General features: G+C 62.7%; 21 protein-coding genes. 11 read left to right on the forward strand and 10 right to left on the reverse strand.

The window, feature by feature from the left end; all coding sequences use genetic code 11:
• Positions 1 to 12: 12 nt before the first annotated feature.
• Both U5A67_RS05095 and rhaM read right to left on the reverse strand, forming a co-directional pair.
• Positions 13 to 900, reverse strand: a complete 888-nt coding sequence (locus tag U5A67_RS05095; protein WP_321813295.1) for an amidohydrolase family protein — start codon at positions 898 to 900, stop codon at positions 13 to 15.
• 20 nt (positions 901 to 920) lie between these two features.
• Positions 921 to 1,235, reverse strand: coding sequence for an L-rhamnose mutarotase (gene rhaM, locus U5A67_RS05100; RefSeq protein WP_321813296.1), 315 nt, complete (start codon positions 1,233 to 1,235; stop codon positions 921 to 923).
• A gap of 179 nt (positions 1,236 to 1,414) precedes the next feature.
• On the opposite strand from rhaM, the gene U5A67_RS05105 reads away from it, so the two are divergent.
• The gene (locus U5A67_RS05105) at positions 1,415 to 2,398 is read left to right on the forward strand and encodes a LysR family transcriptional regulator (RefSeq protein ID WP_321813297.1); all 984 of its coding nucleotides are present in this window, start codon (positions 1,415 to 1,417) and stop codon (positions 2,396 to 2,398) included.
• 12 nt (positions 2,399 to 2,410) lie between these two features.
• Here U5A67_RS05105 and U5A67_RS05110 read toward each other — a convergent pair whose 3' ends face one another.
• The 6 genes from U5A67_RS05110 to U5A67_RS05135 all read right to left on the reverse strand — a co-directional run bounded on the left by U5A67_RS05110 (position 2,411) and on the right by U5A67_RS05135 (position 10,018).
• Positions 2,411 to 3,193 carry an SDR family NAD(P)-dependent oxidoreductase gene (locus tag U5A67_RS05110; RefSeq protein ID WP_321813298.1) on the reverse strand — a complete coding sequence of 261 codons (783 nt, stop codon included), beginning with the start codon at positions 3,191 to 3,193 and terminating at the stop codon, positions 2,411 to 2,413.
• A 26-nt stretch (positions 3,194 to 3,219) separates the two neighbouring features.
• Positions 3,220 to 4,398: an L-rhamnonate dehydratase gene (rhmD, locus tag U5A67_RS05115; protein ID WP_205986328.1), complete on the reverse strand. Its 1,179-nt coding sequence runs from the start codon at positions 4,396 to 4,398 to the stop codon at positions 3,220 to 3,222.
• A gap of 58 nt (positions 4,399 to 4,456) precedes the next feature.
• Positions 4,457 to 5,803, reverse strand: coding sequence for an MFS transporter (locus U5A67_RS05120; RefSeq protein ID WP_321813299.1), 1,347 nt, complete (start codon positions 5,801 to 5,803; stop codon positions 4,457 to 4,459).
• A gap of 99 nt (positions 5,804 to 5,902) precedes the next feature.
• Positions 5,903 to 6,655: an SDR family NAD(P)-dependent oxidoreductase gene (locus tag U5A67_RS05125; RefSeq protein WP_205986326.1), complete on the reverse strand. Its 753-nt coding sequence runs from the start codon at positions 6,653 to 6,655 to the stop codon at positions 5,903 to 5,905.
• A 13-nt stretch (positions 6,656 to 6,668) separates the two neighbouring features.
• Entirely contained in the window at positions 6,669 to 7,526 is an 858-nt protein-coding gene (locus U5A67_RS05130) for a fumarylacetoacetate hydrolase family protein (RefSeq protein ID WP_205986325.1), read from the reverse strand.
• A gap of 206 nt (positions 7,527 to 7,732) precedes the next feature.
• Positions 7,733 to 10,018, reverse strand: a complete 2,286-nt coding sequence (locus U5A67_RS05135) for an NADP-dependent malic enzyme (RefSeq protein WP_205986324.1) — start codon at positions 10,016 to 10,018, stop codon at positions 7,733 to 7,735.
• A gap of 269 nt (positions 10,019 to 10,287) precedes the next feature.
• On the opposite strand from U5A67_RS05135, the gene U5A67_RS05140 reads away from it, so the two are divergent.
• Positions 10,288 to 11,202, forward strand: coding sequence for a LysR substrate-binding domain-containing protein (locus U5A67_RS05140; protein ID WP_241024382.1), 915 nt, complete (start codon positions 10,288 to 10,290; stop codon positions 11,200 to 11,202).
• A 28-nt stretch (positions 11,203 to 11,230) separates the two neighbouring features.
• On the opposite strand, the gene U5A67_RS05145 is transcribed toward U5A67_RS05140, so the two are convergent.
• Both U5A67_RS05145 and U5A67_RS05150 read right to left on the reverse strand, forming a co-directional pair.
• A complete protein-coding gene (locus U5A67_RS05145) occupies positions 11,231 to 12,025 on the reverse strand; it encodes a DinB family protein (protein ID WP_321813300.1) in 795 nt (264 codons plus the stop codon).
• 134 nt (positions 12,026 to 12,159) lie between these two features.
• Positions 12,160 to 13,482, reverse strand: a complete 1,323-nt coding sequence (locus U5A67_RS05150) for an MFS transporter (protein WP_321813301.1) — start codon at positions 13,480 to 13,482, stop codon at positions 12,160 to 12,162.
• A gap of 324 nt (positions 13,483 to 13,806) precedes the next feature.
• On the opposite strand from U5A67_RS05150, the gene U5A67_RS05155 reads away from it, so the two are divergent.
• The 9 genes from U5A67_RS05155 to U5A67_RS05195 all read left to right on the forward strand — a co-directional run bounded on the left by U5A67_RS05155 (position 13,807) and on the right by U5A67_RS05195 (position 22,354).
• Positions 13,807 to 14,550 (forward strand): IclR family transcriptional regulator, encoded by a 744-nt coding sequence (locus U5A67_RS05155; RefSeq protein ID WP_321813302.1) that lies wholly within the window; start codon positions 13,807 to 13,809, stop codon positions 14,548 to 14,550.
• Positions 14,551 to 14,605: 55 nt separating this feature from the next.
• On the forward strand, positions 14,606 to 15,658 hold the full coding sequence (locus U5A67_RS05160) for a cyclase family protein (protein ID WP_205986319.1): 1,053 nt from the start codon (positions 14,606 to 14,608) through the stop codon (positions 15,656 to 15,658).
• Positions 15,659 to 15,772: 114 nt separating this feature from the next.
• Positions 15,773 to 16,474, forward strand: coding sequence for an SDR family oxidoreductase (locus U5A67_RS05165; protein WP_205986318.1), 702 nt, complete (start codon positions 15,773 to 15,775; stop codon positions 16,472 to 16,474).
• Positions 16,475 to 16,476: 2 nt separating this feature from the next.
• Entirely contained in the window at positions 16,477 to 17,436 is a 960-nt protein-coding gene (locus U5A67_RS05170) for a 3-hydroxyacyl-CoA dehydrogenase (protein ID WP_321813303.1), read from the forward strand.
• Positions 17,437 to 17,523: 87 nt separating this feature from the next.
• Complete coding sequence (locus U5A67_RS05175) at positions 17,524 to 18,849, forward strand: short-chain fatty acid transporter (protein WP_321813304.1); 1,326 nt, start codon at positions 17,524 to 17,526, stop codon at positions 18,847 to 18,849.
• A 34-nt stretch (positions 18,850 to 18,883) separates the two neighbouring features.
• A complete protein-coding gene (gene catC, locus U5A67_RS05180; protein ID WP_027819040.1) occupies positions 18,884 to 19,168 on the forward strand; it encodes a muconolactone Delta-isomerase in 285 nt (94 codons plus the stop codon).
• Positions 19,169 to 19,191: 23 nt separating this feature from the next.
• Positions 19,192 to 19,488 (forward strand): YciI family protein, encoded by a 297-nt coding sequence (locus U5A67_RS05185; RefSeq protein ID WP_205986315.1) that lies wholly within the window; start codon positions 19,192 to 19,194, stop codon positions 19,486 to 19,488.
• A 541-nt stretch (positions 19,489 to 20,029) separates the two neighbouring features.
• Positions 20,030 to 22,048 carry a glycoside hydrolase family 28 protein gene (locus U5A67_RS05190; RefSeq protein ID WP_321813305.1) on the forward strand — a complete coding sequence of 673 codons (2,019 nt, stop codon included), beginning with the start codon at positions 20,030 to 20,032 and terminating at the stop codon, positions 22,046 to 22,048.
• Between the two features lie 129 nt (positions 22,049 to 22,177).
• Positions 22,178 to 22,354 (forward strand): DUF1328 domain-containing protein, encoded by a 177-nt coding sequence (locus U5A67_RS05195; protein WP_205986313.1) that lies wholly within the window; start codon positions 22,178 to 22,180, stop codon positions 22,352 to 22,354.
• The last annotated feature ends 179 nt before the right edge of the window (positions 22,355 to 22,533 follow it).

Raw genomic sequence — 22,533 nt, forward strand, 5'->3', positions numbered from 1 at the left:
GGCGCTGGATCGCTAGATTCGGTAAATGCGTTCGGCGTTGCTGCGAAAGAGCGCCGTGCGCTCGCTTTCGCTCGCATCGCTGACGATGGCGGCATACGCGTGCCACAAATCGGCATAACCGCCGAATTGCCGGTCCACCGGAAAGTTCGAAGCGAACATGGCGCGCGACACGCCGAACGCATCGATGGTTTCGAGCACATAAGGGCGCAGGCTTTCCACGGTCCATTCGTGATCGAACATCGCAAGACCGCTGATCTTCACCGACACATTCGGACACGCCGCCAGCACGCGCAAACCATCGCGCCATGCACGCCAGCCCTGCACACTGTTGCGATCGGCGAACATGCCGGCGTGATTCACGATCAGCGGCACGCCAGGATGGGCACGCGCGAGCGCAGCGGCCTCTTCCATCTGCGCGGGATAGAGTTGCAGATCGAACGACAGCCCGTGCTGTTCGAGCAAAGCAAAATGTTGGCGCCATTGCGGCTCGCGCATGAAGTGGCGGCCGACATAGTCGTAAAGCGGATTCGAATGAACATTGAGAATCTGGCGAATACCGCGCGTGCGGCCGAAGGCGGCGTGCGCGGCCAGAATCTCCGGCGCATTCGACGCACTCAGATCGGCGGCGGCGACAATCGCATCCGGCAATCCCTTACCGGCATCGGCGATCGATTCGAGCCAGCGCGTTTCTTCCACGGGATCGGCGGGATCATGATTCGCTTCCACATGCACGACCTTCAGCACTTCAATATCGCCGGCCTCGCGCAGCAGATCGTCAGGTAGATAGTTATGCTTGAGATCCTGCGCATCGCCCACGAACGATGTGCCCGGATTCGCAAGCCACGGGTAATGATGCGTATCGATATCCCAGAAGTGAACATGCGGATCGACCACCTGCATGGCGCTCTCCTCAAAACGGATCATGGCAAATGAAAGACCGGAACGAGCGGCTGCGTGATGGGCACATTGCCCTCGCCTGTCGCCATGATGTCGGCCATGTGATCCCACCATTTGCGCATGATGGCGGTTTCGGGCAGGCGGTCCATGCTGTGATCGTCGCGACGCTTGAGCACCGCAAAAAGCGCATGAGTGCTTTCGTCGAGAAAGATCCAGTAATCATTCACACCCGCATCGCGCAATGCCGCGGCGAGTTCGGGCCAGATTTCGCGATGACGGCGCTCGTATTCGTCCCGTTTGCCGGGATCGAGCTGCATGCGAAACGCAATTGTTTCCATGTTCGTGTCTCCGTCCAGCCTTTGCTGCGTTCTTTTCGGTCCGGTCCTGGCGTTTGCCCTAAGTCCGGCGCGCGTATTCACACGGTTTTGCAGCGATTCGAACGACTATAATTCCGGCATCGATAGCCAACCAATCCGTAGTTGGGATCGGGCGATACATAAACCGGATCGCAGGACTCATGAACCATCAGACCGCCGTCGTTTCGCTCGTCAATCGTCTCAAGTTCAAGCATCTCGCCCTGCTCGTCGCGCTCGACGACGCCCGCAACGTTCATCAGGCCGCCGATGCCATCAACGTTGCGCAGCCCAGCGCCAGCCGCATGCTCAGCGATATCGAAGAGGCCTTCGGCTTTCGTCTGTTCGAGCGCAACGCGCGCGGCATGCAGCCCACGGCGCTCGGTGTGGTCACGCTGGCTTATGCGCGCCGCGCGCTGTCCGACCTCACGCGTTTCGCCGACGATCTCGACGTCAAGCGCCGCGGCGGCCACGGCCAGCTCACCGTGGGCGCGATCATGGGCGCCGCGCCCGATCTGCTCGCGCAGGCCGTCGCCACGCTCAAGACCGAACGGCCGCTGCTGCACGTGCGCATCCTTGGCGAAACCAGCGATCAGGTCGTGCAACTGCTGCATCGCCGCGATGTCGATCTCGCGCTCGGCCGTCTGACCACGCCTTTGCAGCACAACGATTTCGGTTTCGAACCGCTTGCGCGCGAAACGCTCGTGCTGGTGGTGCGCGCGCGTCATCCGCTGGCGCGCCGCGAACAGGTCACGCTCGCCGAACTGATGGACTGGCCCTGGGTCGCGCAGCCCATCACGAGCCCCGCGCGCGAACTCTTCGAAGGCGAACTCGCGCGTGCGGGTCTGGCCACGCCGATCAACCTCACGGAATCCGCGTCCATCTTCGCCACGCTGCAACTGCTCGAAAGCTTCGACGCCGTGGCCATGCTGCCCGAATCGGTCGTGCGCGATCATGTGCGCGGCAAGCTGCTCACCGTGTTGCCGCTCGAAATCGGCAAGAGCTTGCCGGGCTTCGGCGTGCTCACGCGCAAGGGCGAAGCGCTCGCCGAACCCGCCGAGCATTTCGTCAGCCTGTTGCGCCGCTTTTCGCAGCCCTTCAAGCCCGACGAAACCGTGCGTGACACGCGCCTCGCAACACATTCCTGAGTCCTTATCAAATCACTGCAGGTTGACGAGCAGACCGCCGTCCACCAGCAGTGCCGCGCCCGTCACATAGCGCGCACGATCCGAAGCGAGAAACACCACGCATTCCGCCACGTCTTCCGGCGCGCCCAGCCGGCCTAGCGGAATGCGCTTTTCGAAGTACGCGCGCTTTTCTTCATCGGCGAGATCTTCGGCGTTCAGATCCGTGGCGATGGTGCCGGGCAGCACCGAATTGCAGCGGATACCGTAAGGCCCGAGCGCAATCGCGCACGACTGCATCAGCGAATGCACGCCGGCCTTGGTGGGCGTGTAGTGCGTCTGCATGCCGCCGCCGACCAGCGCGCTGATCGAACTGGTCGCGACAATCGCGCCGCCCGTGCCCTGCTCCTTCATTTGCCGCGCCACCGCCTGCGTGACATAGAACGCGCCATTCAGATTCACGCCGATGGTGCGTTCGAGCACCGCGGGCGGCATATCCAGAAACGAATGAAACGGGCAGATACCGGCGTTGCTGGCGAGCACGTCCACATGCCCGAAATGCTCGACGGTCTGGCGCACCAGATCGACGCCGGTTTGCGGCGCGGCCACATTGCCTTCCACGGCGATGGCGCGACGCCCGAGCCGTTCGATCTCGTCGAGCACTTCGCCGATTGCCGAACGCCGGCCATACGAGGCGTCGTTATCGCCCCAGTAGTTGATCGCAACGTCCGCACCTTCGCGCGCGCTTGCGATGGCAATCGCGCGCCCGATGCCGCGCGAACCGCCGGTGACGACCACCACCTTGTCCTTGAGCAGCACGATGCTTTCTCCTGCGTGGTTTTGACTTAGTGTTGGTAAGGACGCGAAAGCTTGCAGTCCGGATTCAGGCGCACGCCAAAGCCCGGCGTATCCGGCACTTTCATGCGGCCCTTCACGGGCACCGGTTCGTCGAGCAAGAGCGGCGTGAACATCGGCACGACTTCATCGGCCTTGGGCGCCATCATCAGGAACTCGGCGAACGGCGAGTTATGGCGCGTCACGACGAAGTGATAGCTGTACACCGACGAACCATGCGGCACGACCAGCGTGTTGTGCGCATCCGCCAGCGCGGAAATCTTGATGAGTTCGGTCATGCCGCCGCACCAGTTCACATCGGGCTGGATCAGATCGCAGCAGCCCATTTCCAGCAGCATGCGAAAGCCCCAGCGCGTGGCTTCGTGCTCGCCGGTGGAGACCATCATGCCGCGCGGCACGTTGCGACGCAGTTCGGCATAGCCCCAGTAATCGTCGGGCGGCAGGCATTCCTCGATCCACTTGAGGCCGTATTCGCTTGCGGCCTCGGCCAGACGCGTGGCATAGCGCACGTCCAGACTCATCCAGCAGTCGTACATGAGCCAGAAGTCGTCGCCCGTTCGCTCGCGCATGGTGGCGAGCAATTCGATATTCTTTCTGAGCCCTTCCTCACCTTCCGCCGGGCCGTGCAGCAAAGGCAGTTTCCCGCCGATAAAACCCATTTCCTTCGCCAGATCGGGCCGTGCGCCGGTTGCATAGAACACGAGTTCGTCGCGCACCGGGCCACCCAGCAGTTGATAGACCGGCTCCTGGCGCAACTTGCCCAGCAAATCCCAAAGCGCGAGATCGACGCCCGAAATCGTATTGAGCACCACGCCCTTGCGGCCGTAATAGAGCGTCGAGTAATACATCTGATCCCAGATCTTTTCCAGATCGGTCACGCGCTGGCCTTCGAGAAAGCGCGCGAGATGCTTTTCGACGATGAACGCGCCAATCTCGCCGCCCGTGGTGACGGCAAAACCCACCGTGCCGTCGCTCGCCTCGACTTCCACCACCAGCGTGCCCAGCACGTCGATGCCGAACGAGCGGCGGCTCTGGCGATACTCGGGATAACGCGCCATCGGCGTGGAAATATGATCGTCGATCCAATGGCCGTCGGCCTGATCGTGATAGTCCGCGCCGCCGCCGCGCACCGTGAAAGCGCGCACGTGTTTAATGGTTGGCATGGCCATGAATGCTTGCTCCTGAATGTGAGTGTGCTCGACGCGATATATTCTTTAGGTACGCTAATCAGTGTGCACTGCCAGTGGGATGCTCGAATGCCGCGGTTCGACGCGCGCCACCACGCGGCACTACGATAAAAACAAGGGCCGCTGCAATGAGACTAGCAAGGCCTAGCAATTCCAGCCCGGCGGCATGCGAAGCAAAATGCCGATCTGCGGCGGCGCGCAACAGTGGTGCAACAAAGCCACCCAGACCGCCGAGCGAGTTGATCAACGCGATGCCGCTTGCAGACGCCACGCCCGTGAGATCGCGCGCTGGAAACGTCCAGAACAACGGTTGCGCGGCGATAAATCCGCTGGCCGCGCAGCAAAGGCCGATCATCGCAACCACCGGGACCGCGAGTTCCGCTGCCATGCCCGATACCGCGATACCGAACCCCGAAAGCACCAGCAGCCCAACGGCCCACACCCGATGACTGTTCTTGCGATCGGCGCGGCGCGGCACAAGCCACGTCAGCACGAGGGCGCAGACCCACGGCACGGCCGCCAGCAAACCGACCTTCAATCCCACCGCCGCGCCCGCCAGCGACGCGACCTGCTGCGGCAGGAAAAACACCACGCCATACACGCTCATCTGGATCAGCGCGTAAATTGCGGCATAAGCCAGCACGCGCCGGTCGACCAATGCGGCCAGCACGCCGCGCGGACCATGTTCCGCCGCCGCGCCCGCATCGATGCGCAGCGCCGTGGCCAGCGCGCGTTGTTCATCGGCATCGAGCCAGCGAGCCTCTTCGGGACTATCGGTCAGATACCAGAAGGCCCAGATGCCCACCAGCGAAGCCAAAGCGCCTTCAACAAGAAACAGCCATTTCCAGCCCGCCAGCCCGGCGATGCCATGCATATCGATCAGCAGTCCAGACAATGGTGCACCGAAGATAAATGCCAGCGGCGCGCCGAAATAAAACAGCCCGATCGCGCGCGCCCGCGCCGACTGCGGAAACCATTGCGTGAGGTAATAGATGATGCCGGGGAAGAATCCGGCTTCCGCCACGCCCAGCAAGAAGCGCAACGTATAAAACGATGCAGGTGACTGCACCCATGCCATCGCTGCGGAAATCAGGCCCCACGTCACCATGATGCGGCACATCCAGATGCGTGCGCCCATGCGATGCAGCAGCAGATTGCTCGGCACTTCGAATAGCGCGTAGCCCACGAAGAACACCCCAGCGCCGAATGCAAAAGCCGCATCCGAAAGACCGGTATCGTGTTGCAGCGCCTTTTGTGCAAAGCCGATATTCGCGCGGTCGAGAAACGCGAGCACATACATCAAGAGCAGGAACGGCAACAATCGCCGCATGGCTTTGCTGCCCGCGCGCTGCAGTGCCTGCGGCGGCGGTGACGCTTCGTTCGGCATCGATGTCTCCTTCGATCCCACTGCACAGCGGTCCGCGTTTGCGGCCGCTTTTTTATCTCGATGCGCCCCGTAAGACGCATCGAATCGCAACGCGATGCTTTAGTACGTCGCCCGGCCGCCCGAAAGATCGAACACCGCACCGGTGCTAAACGCCACATCTTCGGAACAGAGCCAGACGATCATCGAAGCCGCTTCATCGGGCATCAGGAAACGGTTCATCGGGATCTTCGCAAGCATGTAATCGATGTGCTGTTGCGACATCGAATCGAAAATCTCGGTTTTGGCGGCCGCGGGCGTGACGGCATTCACCAGCACGTTTTTCGTGGCCAGTTCCTTGCCGAGCGACTTCGTCAGACCGATCAAACCTGCCTTCGATGCACTGTAGTGCGAAGCATTGGGATTGCCTTCCTTGCCCGCCACCGAAGCGATATTGACGATGCGCCCATAGCCCTGCTCGAGCATGCGCGGCACCACCGCGCGGCAAGTCAGATAGCTGCCGATCAGATTCACTTCGATCACGCGGCGCCATACGTCCACCGGCAATTCCCAAGTGAGACCATTGCCACCCGTAATGCCTGCGCTATTCACCAGCGCGTGAATGCCGCCGTGCGTGTCCACCGTGCGTTGCGCGGCCGCTTCCACCGATGCTTCATCGGTCAATTCGACCTTAACCGCCGACACGCTGCCGAGTTCGGACAATTCGCCGCGTGCGCGTTCGAGCCGTTCGGCGTCGATATCCCACAGCGATACCGCCGCGCCCGAGCGCAACGCGCGCTGCGCCACCGCATAGCCGAGGCCGCGCGCGCCGCCCGTCACCACCATCACACGATTCTTGAGATCAAGCTGATTCATGGCTGCCGCTCCCTCACATGTTGACCGTCGAGGCGACGGCGCGCTGCTGTTGTTCGCCGAGTCCCGCGATGCCCAGACGCATGGTCTGACCAGCACGCAGATAAACCGGCTGCGGCTTCTGCCCCATGCCCACGCCAGGCGGCGTGCCCGTGGAGATCACATCGCCGGGCTGCAGGCTCATGAACTGGCTGATATAGGAAACGACCGTGGCCACGTCGAAGATCATCGTGCGCGTATTGCCCTGCTGATAGCGCTTGCCGTCGACGTCGAGCCACATATCGAGCGCCTGCGGATCGGCAATTTCGTCGCGCGTCACGAGCCACGGCCCAAGCGGCGCAAAGGTATCGGCGCTCTTGCCCTTGTCCCACTGACCGCCGCGCTCGATCTGCCACGCGCGTTCCGACACATCGTTGACGATGCAGTAACCGGCCACATAATCGAGCGCCCGTTCGCGCGACACATAACGCGCTTCCTTGCCGATTACCACGCCCAGTTCCACTTCCCAATCGACTTTTTGCGCACCGGGCGGAATCACCACATCGTCATGCGGACCGGTAAGGGAACTGGTGGCCTTGAAGAACAGCACGGGCTCGGACGGCACCGGCATATTGGATTCGGCGGCGTGATCCGAATAATTGAGGCCGACGCAAACGATCTTGCCCACTTGCCCCACGCAGGCGCCCAGCCGCGTACCGGCCGGCACGAGCGGCAATTGCGCGAGATCGAGCGCGCCAAGGCGGTCGAGCGACGCGGCGCCGAGCGCGTCGCCAGCCAGATCGGGCAGCACACCCGAGAGGTCGCGAACGTGGCCGTCGCGATCGAGCACGCCCGGTTTTTCAGCACCTTTATTGCCCCAGCGGACCAGCTTCATGCGGTGTCTCCTGATATTGGACTTGAGCATTGGTCACCAATATAGGCAGGCGTCGATAGCCGAACAATCCGAATGAAGAATGAGGCGATAACAAAAGTGAATCGCAATGCGCCCTGAATCCTGAACGCCAAAGAAAAAGGCGGCGCCCTTTCGGGTCGCCGCCTTTGCCTACGGGTTTATCCTGGCCAGTCGTGGCCTGGGCAAACTCAATCGCGATTTGCCTGGATCACCGTCAGCGCCGCCATATTGATGATGCGTCGCACCGTCGAGCTCGACGTGAGGATGTTCACCGGCGCATTCACGCCCAGCAGGAACGGGCCGACAGCCACGTTGCTGCCCGCGCCCGTCTTGAGCAGGTTATAGGCGATGTTGCCCGAGTCCACGTTCGGGCAAACCAGCAGGTTGGCCGAGCCTTGCAGACGCGAATGCGGCAGGATGCGCTGGCGCAGCGCTTCGTCGAGCGCGCAGTCGCCGTGCATTTCGCCGTCGATTTCCAGATCCGGCGCCTGTTCGTTCACGAGCTTGAGCACTTCGCGCATCTTCGTGCCCGATGCCGAGCTGCCCGAGCCGAAGTTCGAGCGCGACAGCAGCGCCACCTTCGGTTGCAGGTTCAGCCATTCCATCTGGCGTGCAGCGGCCAGCGTGAATTCGGCGATCTGTTCGGCGTTCGGGTTGTCGTTGATGTGCGTATCGACGATCGCCACCGTGCGCTTGTCCAGCAGCAGGATGTTCATCGCTGCGTAGGTCTTGGCATTGCGCTGCATGCCGATCGCTTCGTCGACGAAACGCAGATGGTCGTGGTACGCACCGACCGTGCCGCACACCATGCCGTCGGCGTCGCCCAGGCGCACCATCATCGCGCCGATCAGCGTGAGACGGCGGCGCATTTCCACGCGCGCCATTTCCTTCGAAATGCCATCGCGGCAACGCAGTTCCCAATACGTGGTCCAGTATTGATGGAATCGTTCGTCGTACTCAGGATTCGTCACTTCGACGTCTTCGCCCAGCTTCAGACGCAGGCCGAACTTCTCGATACGTGCGAGCAGCACTTCCGGGCGGCCGATCAGGATCGGACGCGCCAGCTTTTCGTCGACGATCACCTGCACGGCACGCAGCACGCGCTCTTCCTCGCCTTCCGCGAAGACGATGCGCGACTTCGCGCCATCGCGCACGAACTGCTTGGCAGCCGCGAAGATCGGCTTCATGAACGCGCCCGAGTGGTACACGAACTGTTGCAGCTCATTCGTGTAGGCGGCGAAGTCGTCGATCGGACGCGTGGCCACGCCGTCTTCCATCGCGGCCTTCGCCACGGCCGGCGCGATACGCACGATCAGGCGCGAATCGAACGGCTTCGGAATCAGGTACTTCGGGCCGAAGCGCAGATCGTACGCGCCATAAGCGGCAGCGACCGAATCATTGAGTTCTTCTTCCGCGAGACCGGCGATCGCGTGCACAGCGGCGATTTCCATGCGACGCGTGATGGTCGTTGCGCCCACATCGAGTGCGCCGCGGAAAATGTACGGGAAGCACAGGACGTTGTTGACCTGGTTCGGGAAGTCCGAACGGCCCGTGGCCAGCACCGCGTCCGGGCGCGCTTCGAGCGCGACTTCCGGGAAGATTTCCGGCGTCGGGTTGGCGAGCGCCAGAATCAGCGGATTCTCGGCCATCTTCTTGACCATTTCCGCCTTCAGCACGCCGCCGGCGGACAGACCGAGGAACACGTCCGCGCCTTCGATCACTTCGGACAGCGAGCGCGCCGACGTATCCTGCGCGAAGCGCTCCTTGTCCGGGTCCATCAGCGTCGTGCGGCCTTGATAGACCACGCCGTCGATGTCCGTCACCCAGATGTTCCTGAGCGGCAGGCCCAGATCGACCATCAGGTCCAGACAGGCCAGCGCCGCGGCGCCCGCGCCCGAGGTCACGACCTTGACCTTGGTGATGTCCTTGCCGATAACCTTCAGACCATTGAGGAACGCCGCCGAAACGGTGATGGCCGTGCCGTGCTGATCGTCGTGGAAGACCGGAATCTTCATACGCTCGCGCAGCTTGCGCTCGACCGTGAAGCAGTCCGGCGCCTTGATGTCTTCCAGATTGATACCGCCGAAGGTGGCTTCCAGGCTCGCGATGATATCGACGAGCTTGTCCGGGTCGCTTTCGGTGATTTCGATGTCGAACACGTCGATGCCGGCGAACTTCTTGAACAGCACCGCCTTGCCTTCCATGACCGGCTTCGACGCCAGCGCGCCGATATTGCCCAGACCGAGCACCGCCGTACCGTTCGTGATCACGCCGACCAGATTGCCGCGCGCGGTGTAACGGAACGAGTTCTGCGGATCGGTGACGATCTCTTCGCAGGCCACGGCCACACCCGGCGTGTAGGCAAGCGCGAGGTCGCGCTGGGTGACGAGCGGCTTGCTCGCCGTCACCGAAATCTTGCCCGGGGTGGGGAATTCGTGATATTCGAGGGCGGCCTGACGATCGGTCTTGTTCATGTTCCTCACTCTGCTGATGGGCCCCGCGCACGGACGGCGCGGCGGTCATATTCGAATGAGGCGATTCTAGAGAGCCGGCATAAGCTCCCCATTTTGATTTAGTATGGGGCCATTATTTTTTTGTGATACCTCCCCCAAAACCCGCCCCGGCGGGCGGCGGAGGCTTCTCCGGCGGGCTTTTGCTCGCATCAGCGGAACCAGCGGAACAAAAGCGGATCGTGTCGTTCAGTATCGAAGAAGTCACCCGGCGCCTGAATACGCGCCTCAAAATGCGTCACCTCGTGCTGCTGCTGCAGATCCGCCAGCACGGCTCCCTCACGCGCGTCGCCGAGCATATGGCGACCAGCCAGCCCGCCGTGACCAACGCGCTCGCGGAAATGGAAAGCATGTTCGGCGCGCCGCTGTTCGAGCGCTCGCCGCGCGGCATGACGCCCACGCCGCTGGGCAATGTCGTGCTCACACGCGCCCAGGCGATGCTGCACGACCTCGATCACCTCGCGCGCGATATCGAAGCCGTGGTGGCCGGTCATGCCACGCGTCTGCACGTGGGCGTGATTCCGTTCATTTCGGGGCGCACGCTGGCTTCGGCCATCCGCCTCGCGCAATCGCGCCTGCCGCAGCGCGTGACCATGACGATCCACGAAGGCACCAGCGACGCGCTGCTGCCGCAACTGCGCGACCACTCGCTCGATCTGGTGATCGGGCGGGCGTCCGCGACCGTCGATGTCACGCAATTGCGCTTCGAGGTGCTGTATCAGCAGACGCCGCGTCTTATCGCCAGCCGCCGTCTGGCCGCGCGACTCGGGCGCAACAAGGCGAACTGGCAGAAGCTTGCGGAACTCGACTGGATTCTGGGCGCGCCCAATACGCCCATCCGCGAGCAGATTTCCGACCTCTTTCTGCATGCCGGCGTGGCGCCGCCGGTGCCGATCATGGAAAGCTATACGTCGCGTTTGATCGGCGAAATGATTGCGGCGAACGAGAATGCCGTGTCGATCGTGCCCGCCGATATCGCCGAAGAACTCGTGCATATTGCGGGCGTGGCGATCGTGCCGTACACCTTCGACTGGACGCTGCCGCCGATTGCGCTGTTCACGCGCGCGGGCGTGCTGCGCGAAGTGGATAGCGTGTTCGGCCAGGCGCTGCGCGAGCTGTACCTGGAAGCGGAAGCCGCGCGGCGCTGATCGTTTTTGCCCTTGTTCTCAAGGGTTTTTATGCTTGCGCGCTGAGTTCCTGCAATTCGTGTTCGAGTTCTTCCAGTTCGAGTGCGTGGGTTTTGTCGTGATCGAGCAACTCGCGCACCAGTTCCTCCAGCGTCATGCGACGCACACCGTCACGCAGGCCGCAACGTGCGAGTTGCGCGGGCGTCAGCCGCTTGAGCGACGCGCACAGGCGTTGCCGGCCGGCCGCGAATTCATCACGCGCGGCCGCGAGATCCTGCGCCATATAGTTGCGTTCTTCGGCGATCGTGGTGCCATTCACCGATTCGATCAGCGGTAGATCCGCTTTGCGCACGGCGCTGAAACGCGCGGCGAATACCGCGTCCAGATCGCGCAGATGGCAGGCGTGTTCGAGCAGCGAAAAGCCCGTGCCGTGCGGGCGGCGCGACCATAGTGTCTGCGGTACGCGAGCGACGAGCGCGGCGAAGCGCCCGGGCATCGCGGCGAGACCATCGATCACATCGGCGAACGGCAAGATCACCGGCTGCGCGCTGAACACCGCGCCATAGCTGAAGATCGCCCCGCTCACGCGCCCGCGCGCCTGCACGACTTCGTGGCCGTGACGCCGCATCACCTCCGCCACCATCGCGCCGCAGAATTGCCGCGCGGTGGCGTCCTGCTCCACTTCGGGAAACTTCAACGCGATCTCGTCCGTCACGGCGGAGACCGCGGCCACGCCTACACGCGAAAGTACCGCGTATTCGACGTAGCGCTGCGGCGCATCGATCAGCGCCTCCAGCTGGCTGGCCAACGCGGTCGTTCTGAAACGGTCGAAGCGGGAATGCATCGCGCGTCCTTTATGGTCGTTTTTGTAACGTATCAAAATGATACGTTACAAGCCAAAGACCGCGCAAGCGCCGTAAACGACCGCGGGGCGCGGAAAATTTCCGCGCCCCGCGTGACCGCTTTAAATACGCGCCCTCAAACCCGCGCCGTCACCACGCCCTTCGCATTCGCCACCGCCTCGCCCTGCATGCGCGCTACCAGCATCAGCGCGCACACCAGCGTGATGATCACGTGCACGATGCCCAGCGCCACCACCGACAGAATGCTGCCCGTCGCGCCCAGCAGGAACTGGCCGAGAATCGGCGTCGTGCCTGCGAACACCATGCCGCAGATCTGGTACGCGAGCGAAATCCCCGTATAGCGCACCTGCGCCGGAAACGCCTTCGCCAGCATCCCCGCCATCGCCGCGTAGTAGAGCGAATGCGGAATCGAAGCCAGCGCCATGCCGAACATCGCCAGCTTCGTCGAGCCCGTGGCGATCAGCGAGAACATGATCGGCAGCGCCACAATCTCTGGCACCAGCATGTAAATAATGGCCTTGCGCAGATCGAGCTTCGTCGCCAGCACCGCGCCAAACGGCTGCACGATCAACTGCACGACAATCGCGAACGTAATCACGCTCAGAAACTGCGTGCGATCGAAGCCGATCGTCGTCACCGCCCAGGAAAGCGCAAACGTCGTCTTGAAGTAAGTCGCCGACAAACCAATCACGCACGCGCCCACGCCCATCGCCACCAGCGACTTGTGATTGCGCAGCACTTCGGCGATCGGCAGCTTTACGACCTGCTTCTTCTCCTGCAACTCCTTCATGGCCGGCGATTCATCGACGCTCATGCGGATAAACATGCCGACGATCACCAGCAGCGCCGACATCAGGAACGGCACGCGCCAGCCCCACGTCATGAACTGGTGATCGGGCAGCATCGAAATCACGAGAAACGCCACCGTCGCCAGCAGATTGCCCGCGGGCGAGCCTTGCTGCGCGAACGCAGAGAACAGAATTTCCTTGCCCTTGGGCGCGTGCTCCGACGACAGCACCACCGCGCCGCCCCACTCGCCGCCCATCGCAATACCCTGCAGCAGGCGCAGGAAAATCAGCAGCACTGGCGCCAGCACGCCCACTTCGGCGTAAGTCGGCAACAGGCCCATGGCCGTGGTGCAAAAGCCCATCAGCATGAGCGTGATGATCAGCGTTTTCTTGCGGCCCACCTTGTCGCCGAGATGGCCGAACACGATGCCGCCGATCGGGCGCGCCAGAAAGCCCACCCAGAACGAGGCGAACGCCGCGAGCGTGCCCACGACCGCATTGCTGGACGGGAAAAACAGTTTGCCGAGCACGAGCGCCGCCGCCGTGCTGTACGCGTAAAAGTCGTACCACTCGATCGTCGTGCCGACGAAGGAGGCGATGCCGGCCTTGCGGGCCTGGCGATGCTGGGTGTCGAGAGAAGAAGCTGCCAAGGTACGTCTCCAATATCGTTTTCGACCGCCGCGTTTCTCATACGAAACACGTGGAATCCGACTACCTTTCCGATAAGAAACATCGAGGCCCGATACGAAACGCGGCCTCAACCGAAAGCCATTCGCAATGTTCGTATCAAGAACAACCTTTCATTTATCGAACGAAAGTCAGAAGGTGCGGACTATGGAGCGCCCGTTTCATAGCGTCAACCAAGGGATAACCCGCGATTGCCTCGCGCTCAGGCTGGACGGCGATGCGCGCTCGCCAGGTGTTTACCCGTAAGCATATTGTCAGAGCGTTATCGATATGCCGATAATGCTCTCATGGATGTGAAAACTGCTGTCCGCGTCTTCGATGTGATCAACCTCTTTGCCGAAGTCCGGCAACCGATGATCTACAGCGAAATTGCGCGTCGAACCGAGATCCCGCTTTCGAGCTGTCATGCCCTTTTGCAGACGATGGTGGCCAAAGGCTACCTCTACGCGCCGGGCGTGAAGGCGGGCTATTACCCCACGCAGCGTCTGCTGCACGTCGCGCGCGACATTTGCAGCGAGGACCCGCTCACGCTGATGTTCCAGCCGCTGCTCACCGCGCTGCGCGACGCCACCGGAGAAACGGCCGGGCTGGCCTCGCTCGCGGGCAATCGCGTCGTCTATCTCGACGTGGTCCAGTCGCGCCAGAAGATTCGCTACAGCGACGAACCCGGCGGCTTTATGTCGATCGCGAGCGCGGCGGGCAAGGCCCTGCTCGGCGCGCTAGGCACCGAAGCGCGCCGCAAGCTGCTCGACAACAGCGAGCCGCTGCCGCTCGCCGCTGATGGTTCGATGCTCGACCGCGCGAAGCTCGAACGCGAGATCGAGCAAGGCGTGGTCGATGGCTGGCATCGCTCGACCGGCGAAAGCGTTGAAGACGTGGCCGGTCTCGCGCGCGGGTTCCTGATTCATGGCGAGGCGTTTGCGCTCGTCATCGGCGCGCCCAAGGCGCGTCTGTTGAGAAACGAGCCGCAAGCCGTGCAGGCGCTGCTCGATGTGTACGCGCAGATTCCGCCGTCGCTGCTCGCAGCCTGATACGGCCGGACGTGCGCGAAAACAGCGCCGCAAAAGAGATGTGGAGGAAGACAGCATGCGTTGGAAGAACCGGCCGGAAGGCTCGAACTGGGGCGACTTCGGACCCGACGATCAGTTGGGCCGCCCCAACCTCATCGGCGCGGAGCAGGTGCTCAAGGGCGCACGCGAAATCCAGGCGGGACTGAGTTTCACGCTGTCGCTGCCGCTCGATTTCCCCGGCGAAAGCAAGCTCAACGTGCGCCGTCACCCGCCCGTGCTGCGCCCGACGTTTCGCGACGGCCTGCCGTATGTGAACTTCCCGTTCGCGCGCAACGAGCCGTCGGCCACCGACATCGTCAGCGACGATCAGGTGTTGCTCTCGCTGCAATATTCGACGCAATGGGATGCGCTTGCCCACGTAGGCGCGCGTTTCGACGCCGATGGCGACGGCGTGGCCGAAAGCGTCTATTACAACGGCTATCGCGCGAACCGCGACATCGTCGGCCCCATGACTTATCCCGCCGAGGACGGCTTCGCGCCGCACGCCTGCGGCGGCGAGCACAGCCATGCGGATGTGCTAGGCATCGAAAATCTCGCCGTCAAAGGCATGCAGGGCCGCGGCGTGCTGATCGATCTGGCCGCGCATTTCGGGCGCGAGTGCCGCACGGTCGGCTACGACGATCTCATGCACGTGATGGCAGCGGACAAGGTCGAAGTCGAACGCGGCGACATGCTGGTGTTGCGCACCGGGTTCGCCGAGATGGTGCTGGAGATGAACAAACAGCCCGACGAAGCCGTGCTCGCGAGCCATTGCAGCGCACTCGACGGCCGTGACGAACGGCTGCTGCAATGGATCAGCGATTCGGGCATTGCCGCGCTGGCCGCCGATAACTACGCGGTCGAACGCTATCCCGCGCGCCAGCCCGCCACGCCGGGCGAGCATCCGCTGATGCCGTTGCACCACCACTGTCTGTTCAAGCTGGGCCTGCCGCTGGGCGAGCTTTGGTATCTGCGCGATCTCGCCAACTGGCTGCGCGAACATGGCCGCACGCGCTTCATGCTCACAGCGCCGCCGCTGCGGCTGCCGGGCGCGATGGGGTCGCCCGTGACGCCGGTGGCGACCGTTTGACGTTGGTCTGATCGCACCTGTCTGAGCTCGCGCATCAATCGATCTCAATCCGGCACGAATTCGATAAGCAATCCTTCTTATCTGTCCATACACGAGACACATCGCATTCATATCATGGCTAAAGAACGAGTTTTGATCACCGGCGGCGCGGCCGGCATTGGCGCCGCGTGCGCCGCGCGCTGCGAAGCGGATGGCTACGAAGCGGTCGTGATCGACCGCGCAGGCGACGGCATTCTCGCCGACCTCACCGATACGCAGGCCACCGCCGCCGCACTCGCGCGCGCGCTCGAAGGCGGCCCGATCACGCGTCTCATCAATAACGTCGGCGTGGTCGTGCCTAACGATGCCGAGCATCAAACACTCGAAGAACTCGAACTCGCGTGGGCGCTCAATGTGCGTTGCGCGCAGCAGTGCATGCAGGCGCTGCTGCCGGGCATGAAGGCCGCGGGCTTCGGGCGCATCGTCAATATGTCGTCGCGCGCGGCGCTCGGCAAGGAATTGCGCACGGCGTATTCGGCCACCAAGGCCGCGTTGATCGGCATGACGCGTGTGTGGGCGCTTGAACTCGGTGCTTTCGGCGTGACCGCGAACGCCATCGGCCCCGGCCCCATCCGCACCGAACTATTCGATCGCGCCAATCCGCCAGGCGCGCCGCGCACGCAGGCCATCATCGATGCCGTGCCGGTCAAACGCGTAGGCACGCCCGACGATGTCGCCCACGCCGCCTCGTATCTGCTCGACGCGCGCAGCGGCTTCGTCACGGGCCAGGTGCTCTACGTGTGCGGCGGCATGACGGTCGGCGTCGCGGGAGTGTGACGATGGAAACGATCGCACTGCGTCGCGCGGGCATCGTCGGTGCGGGGAGCATCGGCGTGGCCTTCGCGATCGTGTTCGCGCGCGCAGGCTGGCGCGTGCGCCTGTTCGATCCCGATGCGCAGCGTCGTGCGGCAGCGCCCGCCGAAATCGCGCTGCGTCTCGCCGATCTCACGCGTTTCGCGCTGATCGACGAAGGCAGCGTTCAGATTGCAGAGCGCATCGACATCGTCGATACGCTCGAAGCCGCCGTGGCCAATGCCGATCTCGTGCAGGAATGCGCGCCCGAGCGCGCGGAATTCAAGCGCGATCTGTTCGTACAACTGGATAAATTCGCGCCGCCTCAGGCGATCCTCGCGAGCGCGTCGTCGTTTCTCGCGGCGTCGAAGTTCATCGACGAAAGCCTGCCGGGACACGCGCGCTGTCTCGTGGCGCATCCTGGCAACCCGCCCTATCTCGTGCCCATCGTCGAGATCGTGCCGGCGCCGTTCACGTCGGCCGCGGCCACCACGCGCGCGATCGCGCTTTATGGCGAAGCGGGCCTCATGCCCGTGCGCGTGAAGAAAGAAGTGGCCGGTTTCATTTTCAACCGCCTGCAAGGCGCGGTGCTGCGCGAAGCGTATTGCCTCGTGCGCGACGGCGTGGCTTCCGTCGACGATATCGATACGGTCATGCGCGAAGGCCTCGCGCCGCGCTGGTCGGTGATCGGCCCGTTCGAAACCGTCGATCTGAATACGCGCGGCGGCATTGCCTCGCATGCGCAGAAGATGGGGCCGTCGTACGAACACATGGGCGCCGAGCGCGGTCAGCACGATCCGTGGACACCCGAGCTGGTCGCGCAGGTGGAAGCCGCGCGGCGCACGGCTTTACCGCTCGATCAATGGGACGCGCGCGTGGCCTGGCGCGACCGTCAATTAATGCAGCTTGCGCGGCATCGAAAACACACAGGGCGCGCCGAGGACTGATTCCCTACCTCGTACCGTCCCGATCAAAACACTCGCAGCAACGCGAGAGAGACCCAAGAATTACTACGACCTGAAAGAGACACAACCATGCAGCGAGTCACTGCCTTCTTTACCGAGCTGATGCGCCGGTATCTGCCCGATCCCTTCGTCTTTGCGATCGGCCTCACTTTGCTCACGATGGCGCTGGCCGTCATCGTGCAAGGCCAGACCGTCACCGCGCTCACGACGAGCTGGGGCAAAGGCTTCTGGGCGCTGCTCGCGTTCACCACGCAGATGGCCGTGATTCTCGCCATGGGCTATGTGCTGGCCACCGCGCCGCTCACGGACCGCTTTTTGAATCGGCTGGTTTCGCATGTCGATTCGCCGCGTATGGCGATCATCGTCGCGACGCTGGTGGGCGGTATCGGCAGCTATCTGAACTGGGGTTTCGGGCTCGTGGTGGGCGGCATCGTCGCGCGCAAGCTTGCGCTGCGCGTCAAGGGCGTGCATTACCCGCTGATCATCGCTTCGGCTTATAGCGGCTTCACGCTGTACGGTCTGGGACTTTCCGCCAGCATTCCCGTGCTGATCTCCACCAAGGGACATCCGCTCGAAGCCCAGATGGGCATTATTCCGTTATCCGAAACGATTTTCTCGCCGACGATGCTGATCACGAGTCTCGTGACTATCATCACGCTGCCGCTGCTCAATGCATGGCTGCATCCGAAGGCCGGTCAGCCGGTGAAGGAAATCGATCGCGCGCTGGAGGAAGCGCCCAAGGCCGCGCCCGCAATCGATATCGACGAAGGCAAGACGCTCGCCAATCGCCTGAATAACAGCCGCCTGCTGAGCTATGTGATCGGCGCGATCGGCATGGGTTATGTGGCGCTGCATTTCGTGCAGGGCGGCTCGATCGACCTGAACCTGATTAACTTCTTTATTCTGTTTCTGGGGATTCTGCTGCTCGGCACGCCGATCCGCTATGTGGAGAAGCTCAACGAAGGCATTCGCACCATTAGCGGCATCATTCTTCAGTATCCGTTCTATGCGGGCATCATGGCGATCATGGCGTCGTCGGGGCTCGTCAATACGCTTTCCGAGGCGTTCGTCAAGGTGGCCACGCCTGCCACGCTGCCCTTCTGGGGTTTGATCAGCTCGTTCGTCATCAACTTCTTCGCGCCTTCGGGTGGCGGCCACTGGGTCATCCAGGGTCCGTTCATGATCGAAGCGGCGAAGACCATCGGCGCATCGGTGGGCCATACGTCCACGGCCGTGATGCTCGGCAATGCGTGGAACGATCTGGTGCAGCCGTTCTGGATTCTGCCCGCGCTGGCGCTCTCGCGCCTCAAGCTCAAGGACATCATGGGCTACACGGTCATCATGATGTTCTGGATCGGCATCGTGTATTCGGTGGCGATTCTGGTTTGGGGCTGATGCCGCGCATCCTGACTTTTAACGGAGATTGATCATGCTGTATCTCGTGCACATGCAGGTGCAGATTCCGCACGGCACCGACGCCGCTTACGCCGACAAACTCAAGGCCGAAGAAAAGGCCTTTTCGCAACGGCTTCAGCACGAAGGCAAATGGCGTCATTTGTGGCGCGTCGCGGGCGAATATGCGAATTACAGCGTATTCGACGTGGAGTCGAACGACGAACTGCACACGCTGCTTTCGGCGCTGCCGCTATTCCCGTTCATGAAGATCAGCGTGACGCCGCTGGCGCAGCATCCGTCCGCCATCGCGCCGAATTGAATCTGACCAGCACGGAGTAAGCCATGCCGTTTCTGATCGAGACATTCGACAAGCCTGACCACGGCCACGTGCGCGCGCGCGAACGCGACGTGCATCTGGATTTTCTCGCGCAGCATAAGCGCCTGCTGCTGGCCTGCGGCGCCAAGCTCAACGATGATGGTTCGAGCGCAGGCGGCGGCATCTATATCGTCGATGTCGAAACGCGCGAAGAAGCCGAAGCCTTTATCGCGCAGGACCCGTTTTCGCACGTCGGCCTGTTCGAGCGCGTGAGCATCGTGCGCTGGCGCAAGGCTTATGTGGATGGCGCCTGCTATCTCTAAGCCGTTTCTCTTTTAGGTTCGCCTCATCGCTCCCTCGGACGGCGCCGTCCCTGTACGGCGCCGGTTTGGCCCGTCGTGCGCCCCTCCAGCACGACGGGCCGCTTTTCAGCGGCTTGCGCAGCGTCAAAAAACCGCTGCGCGCGGCTTCTGATTCGCGCGTGCGAATAGGCGACCGCGGATATCGGTAGATGCGACGGCCTACGTCGTCGCCTACTTTTTCGCCAATTACGTCTGCATTGAGCGCGGTCAAACGCGCGCGGAGATTCCGCGCAAGCGACGCAGCACACCGATTGATTTGCCGCAAACTACGGCGATCTATCGCTTTCCTCATGCCGCCTGCTCACGCGCATCCTCTCGCCTTTTCTCGACATTTCATTCAGTCATCCTGAAAAAATGTCAGGGCATCTACCAGGTGTGATGCCGCTTCATCGGATCACTACACTACGCAGCGTTGTAAGACAACACAGCGACGGCGAGCGCGTTGTCAGATGAGCAGCTTGCCGATCTCCGCGCACTTCAATGCAATCCGATGGGATCACACATGGCATTCAGCTCCGACAAGGCTTCGTCCTTCCTCGATGGCGCGCGCTCGCCGCGCACGCAAAGCGCTCTCATTCGCCCTGGTCTGATCGGCACGATGAGCGTCGCGCTGACACTCTCCGCTTGCGGCGGTTCGATTTCGCCAACGGGCAACGGTACGGTCGAAAACACCACTGCGCCCGTGGTCGCATCGGCGAGCCAGAACGCGGATAGCCCGAACGTTGCGGGCGATACCAGCAGCGATACCCCGCCCGTCACGCCGCTCACGCCGGCCAGCGACGCATCCGATAACACCACGCCCACCCCACCCACCACACCAGGCTTCCAGGTCGGCACGACCACGAGCGATAGCGCGCTGCCGCCCGAACCCACGCTGCCTGCAACGAGCCAGTTGTGCGCGACGCTCAACGCGCATCTCACCACGCTGCCCAACGGCCTGCTGCCCGATAGCGCAGACGCCACCAACACCGCACCCGACACCACGCGCATCCAGAACGCTCTCACGAGTTGCACGAACGCCGCCAGCACCGGCCTCGCCACCAACAAAATCGTGCACCTCATGGCTGGCCCCGACAGCGCGAACGCCTTCCTCTCCGGCCCGCTCACACTGCCCACCGGCGTCACACTCTGGATCGACGGCGGCGTCACGCTCTATGCCTCGCGCGATCCGCGCCAGTTCGACAAAACCAAAGGCACGGCAAGCTGCGGCGTGATCACGTCGAGCGACAACGGCTGCAACGCCCTCATCACCGCCGCCAAAACGAGCAACAGCGCCGTGATGGGCGACGGCGCCATCGACGGACGCGGCGGCAGCCCGCTCCTCAGCAGCATTCCCGGCGACCCGGCGCTGCTCAAAAGGCCGGACGGCACGGCCATGAGCTGGTGGGACATCGGCTGGCAGGCCAACGTCGTGCAGAACGCTTCGCAGAACAATCCGCGTCTTATCCAGATCAACAACGGCCGCAATTTCACGCTCTATCGCATCACGCTGCAGAATGCGCCCAAATTCCACGTCGTACCGAGCGGCATCGACGGCTTCACGGCCTGGGGCGTGAAAATCTTCACGCCAACCGCCGCTTACGAGGCGATGACGAATTACCTGGGCGCGCCTTACAGCACACTCAACGCAAAGAACACCGACGGCATCGACCCCGCCAGTTCCGGGCCGATCACGAGCAACCCAGGCAACCCCGGCAAGCTCACCGGCGACGCCAGCAACATCCTCATCGCCTATACGTCGATTCGCACCGGCGACGACAACATCGCCATCAAGGGCGGCACAGGCACGGTCAACGGCCGCACCTATAACGTCACGATCGCGCACAGCCACTTCTACGAAGGCCACGGCATGTCGATCGGCAGCGAATCCGCGGGATCGGATAACGGTCTGGCCAATGCCGATGTCACCGCGCTGGACGGCGTCTATCCGAGTGTGAGCAACGTGAATGTCTACGACCTCGTGATGGATGGCGCGGACAACGGCCTGCGCATCAAATCCGACTGGAGCCGCAGCGGCCTGATCGCCAATATTCATTACCAGAATGTCTGCATCCGCACGGCCGACCCCACGGCTGCGCTGAAACCTCAAGCGCTGATCTTTTCGCCTTACTACAGCCCGACGACCAATGCGGGGCTTTATCCGAACTTCCGCAATATCAGCCTCGACGGTATTCGTATCGTCAATGCTTCGGGCTATACGTTCCAGGGCTTCAATACGACGAATCCGATCCTCGCGGGCAAAGGCTGGTCGGCCGGAACGCCTGGGCTGCCGAATCCGCCCGTGGTGAATCCGCTGCAGATTACGCTCAATAACGTCGTGGCCGATGTCGCGCCGCTTTCGATTGCGGCCGCGGATGCGCAGATCGGCGTGGGCGCGGGCGGCACGAATCTGCCGCTGCAAGGGCTGGGCAATGGCGTCGCGCTCACCCAGACAGCGAGCGGCGCGGCGAATCCGCCGGTCGATTGCAGCCTGGCGTTCGTGCCGTTTCCGGGAAGTCTGGGCGCGCGTGCGGCGCGTTAAAAGGCGCTCCTCGCGGGATTCGCCGGCTCGGGCACACCGCTTGCTGACACCTTACCGCGTCAAATCAGCCCAGTCGCGGCGCGAGCCAGAGCGAGCTTGCGCCGCCCACACGCGAGGAGAAAATCGACCATGCTGAAAATGGCTCTGTTCTTTGCTATCGTGGCCGTTATAGCGGCTCTGCTTGGTTTCACCGGTATTGCCGCCGGTGCGGCCGCCATCGCCAAGATCCTGTTCTTCATCTTCCTGATCCTGTGCGTTGCGTTTCTGCTGCTCGGGGTATTCGTCGCGAAGAAGATCGTCGATTAGCGGTGCGGGCCGGCGCCGCCATTGCGGTAGCGCCGGCCTCGCAAGCCCTGTTATTGCCCGCCGCGCGGCGTTCGCCCGCGCACGATTCCCGCCTCGCCGCCCGCCTTTCCCGCCTTCGTTTGACGCGCTCTTAAATTTTTCATGTCAGAAACTTAAACCAAGTTTCATTTTGAAGGCCA

The sequence above is a fragment of the Paraburkholderia sp. J69-1 genome (genome assembly GCF_905220255.1).
Taxonomy (GTDB): domain Bacteria; phylum Pseudomonadota; class Gammaproteobacteria; order Burkholderiales; family Burkholderiaceae; genus Paraburkholderia.

Bases quoted from the DNA above. Each gene is read 5' to 3' on its own strand.
- U5A67_RS05165 (WP_205986318.1), top strand. From the start codon at position 15,773: ATGGCTAAAGAACGAGTTTTGATCACCGGCGGCGCGGCCGGCATTGGC.
- U5A67_RS05140 (WP_241024382.1), top strand. From the start codon at position 10,288: ATGCGTCACCTCGTGCTGCTGCTGCAGATCCGCCAGCACGGCTCCCTC.
- U5A67_RS05195 (WP_205986313.1), top strand. From the start codon at position 22,178: ATGCTGAAAATGGCTCTGTTCTTTGCTATCGTGGCCGTTATAGCGGCT.
- rhmD (WP_205986328.1), bottom strand. From the start codon at position 4,398: ATGGCCATGCCAACCATTAAACACGTGCGCGCTTTCACGGTGCGCGGC.
- U5A67_RS05135 (WP_205986324.1), bottom strand. From the start codon at position 10,018: ATGAACAAGACCGATCGTCAGGCCGCCCTCGAATATCACGAATTCCCC.
- U5A67_RS05155 (WP_321813302.1), top strand. From the start codon at position 13,807: ATGGATGTGAAAACTGCTGTCCGCGTCTTCGATGTGATCAACCTCTTT.
- U5A67_RS05095 (WP_321813295.1), bottom strand. From the start codon at position 900: ATGCAGGTGGTCGATCCGCATGTTCACTTCTGGGATATCGATACGCAT.
- catC (WP_027819040.1), top strand. From the start codon at position 18,884: ATGCTGTATCTCGTGCACATGCAGGTGCAGATTCCGCACGGCACCGAC.
- U5A67_RS05145 (WP_321813300.1), bottom strand. From the start codon at position 12,025: ATGCATTCCCGCTTCGACCGTTTCAGAACGACCGCGTTGGCCAGCCAG.
- rhaM (WP_321813296.1), bottom strand. From the start codon at position 1,235: ATGGAAACAATTGCGTTTCGCATGCAGCTCGATCCCGGCAAACGGGAC.
- U5A67_RS05190 (WP_321813305.1), top strand. From the start codon at position 20,030: ATGGCATTCAGCTCCGACAAGGCTTCGTCCTTCCTCGATGGCGCGCGC.
- U5A67_RS05170 (WP_321813303.1), top strand. From the start codon at position 16,477: ATGGAAACGATCGCACTGCGTCGCGCGGGCATCGTCGGTGCGGGGAGC.
- U5A67_RS05120 (WP_321813299.1), bottom strand. From the start codon at position 5,803: ATGCCGAACGAAGCGTCACCGCCGCCGCAGGCACTGCAGCGCGCGGGC.
- U5A67_RS05175 (WP_321813304.1), top strand. From the start codon at position 17,524: ATGCAGCGAGTCACTGCCTTCTTTACCGAGCTGATGCGCCGGTATCTG.
- U5A67_RS05130 (WP_205986325.1), bottom strand. From the start codon at position 7,526: ATGAAGCTGGTCCGCTGGGGCAATAAAGGTGCTGAAAAACCGGGCGTG.
- U5A67_RS05160 (WP_205986319.1), top strand. From the start codon at position 14,606: ATGCGTTGGAAGAACCGGCCGGAAGGCTCGAACTGGGGCGACTTCGGA.
- U5A67_RS05125 (WP_205986326.1), bottom strand. From the start codon at position 6,655: ATGAATCAGCTTGATCTCAAGAATCGTGTGATGGTGGTGACGGGCGGC.
- U5A67_RS05185 (WP_205986315.1), top strand. From the start codon at position 19,192: ATGCCGTTTCTGATCGAGACATTCGACAAGCCTGACCACGGCCACGTG.
- U5A67_RS05105 (WP_321813297.1), top strand. From the start codon at position 1,415: ATGAACCATCAGACCGCCGTCGTTTCGCTCGTCAATCGTCTCAAGTTC.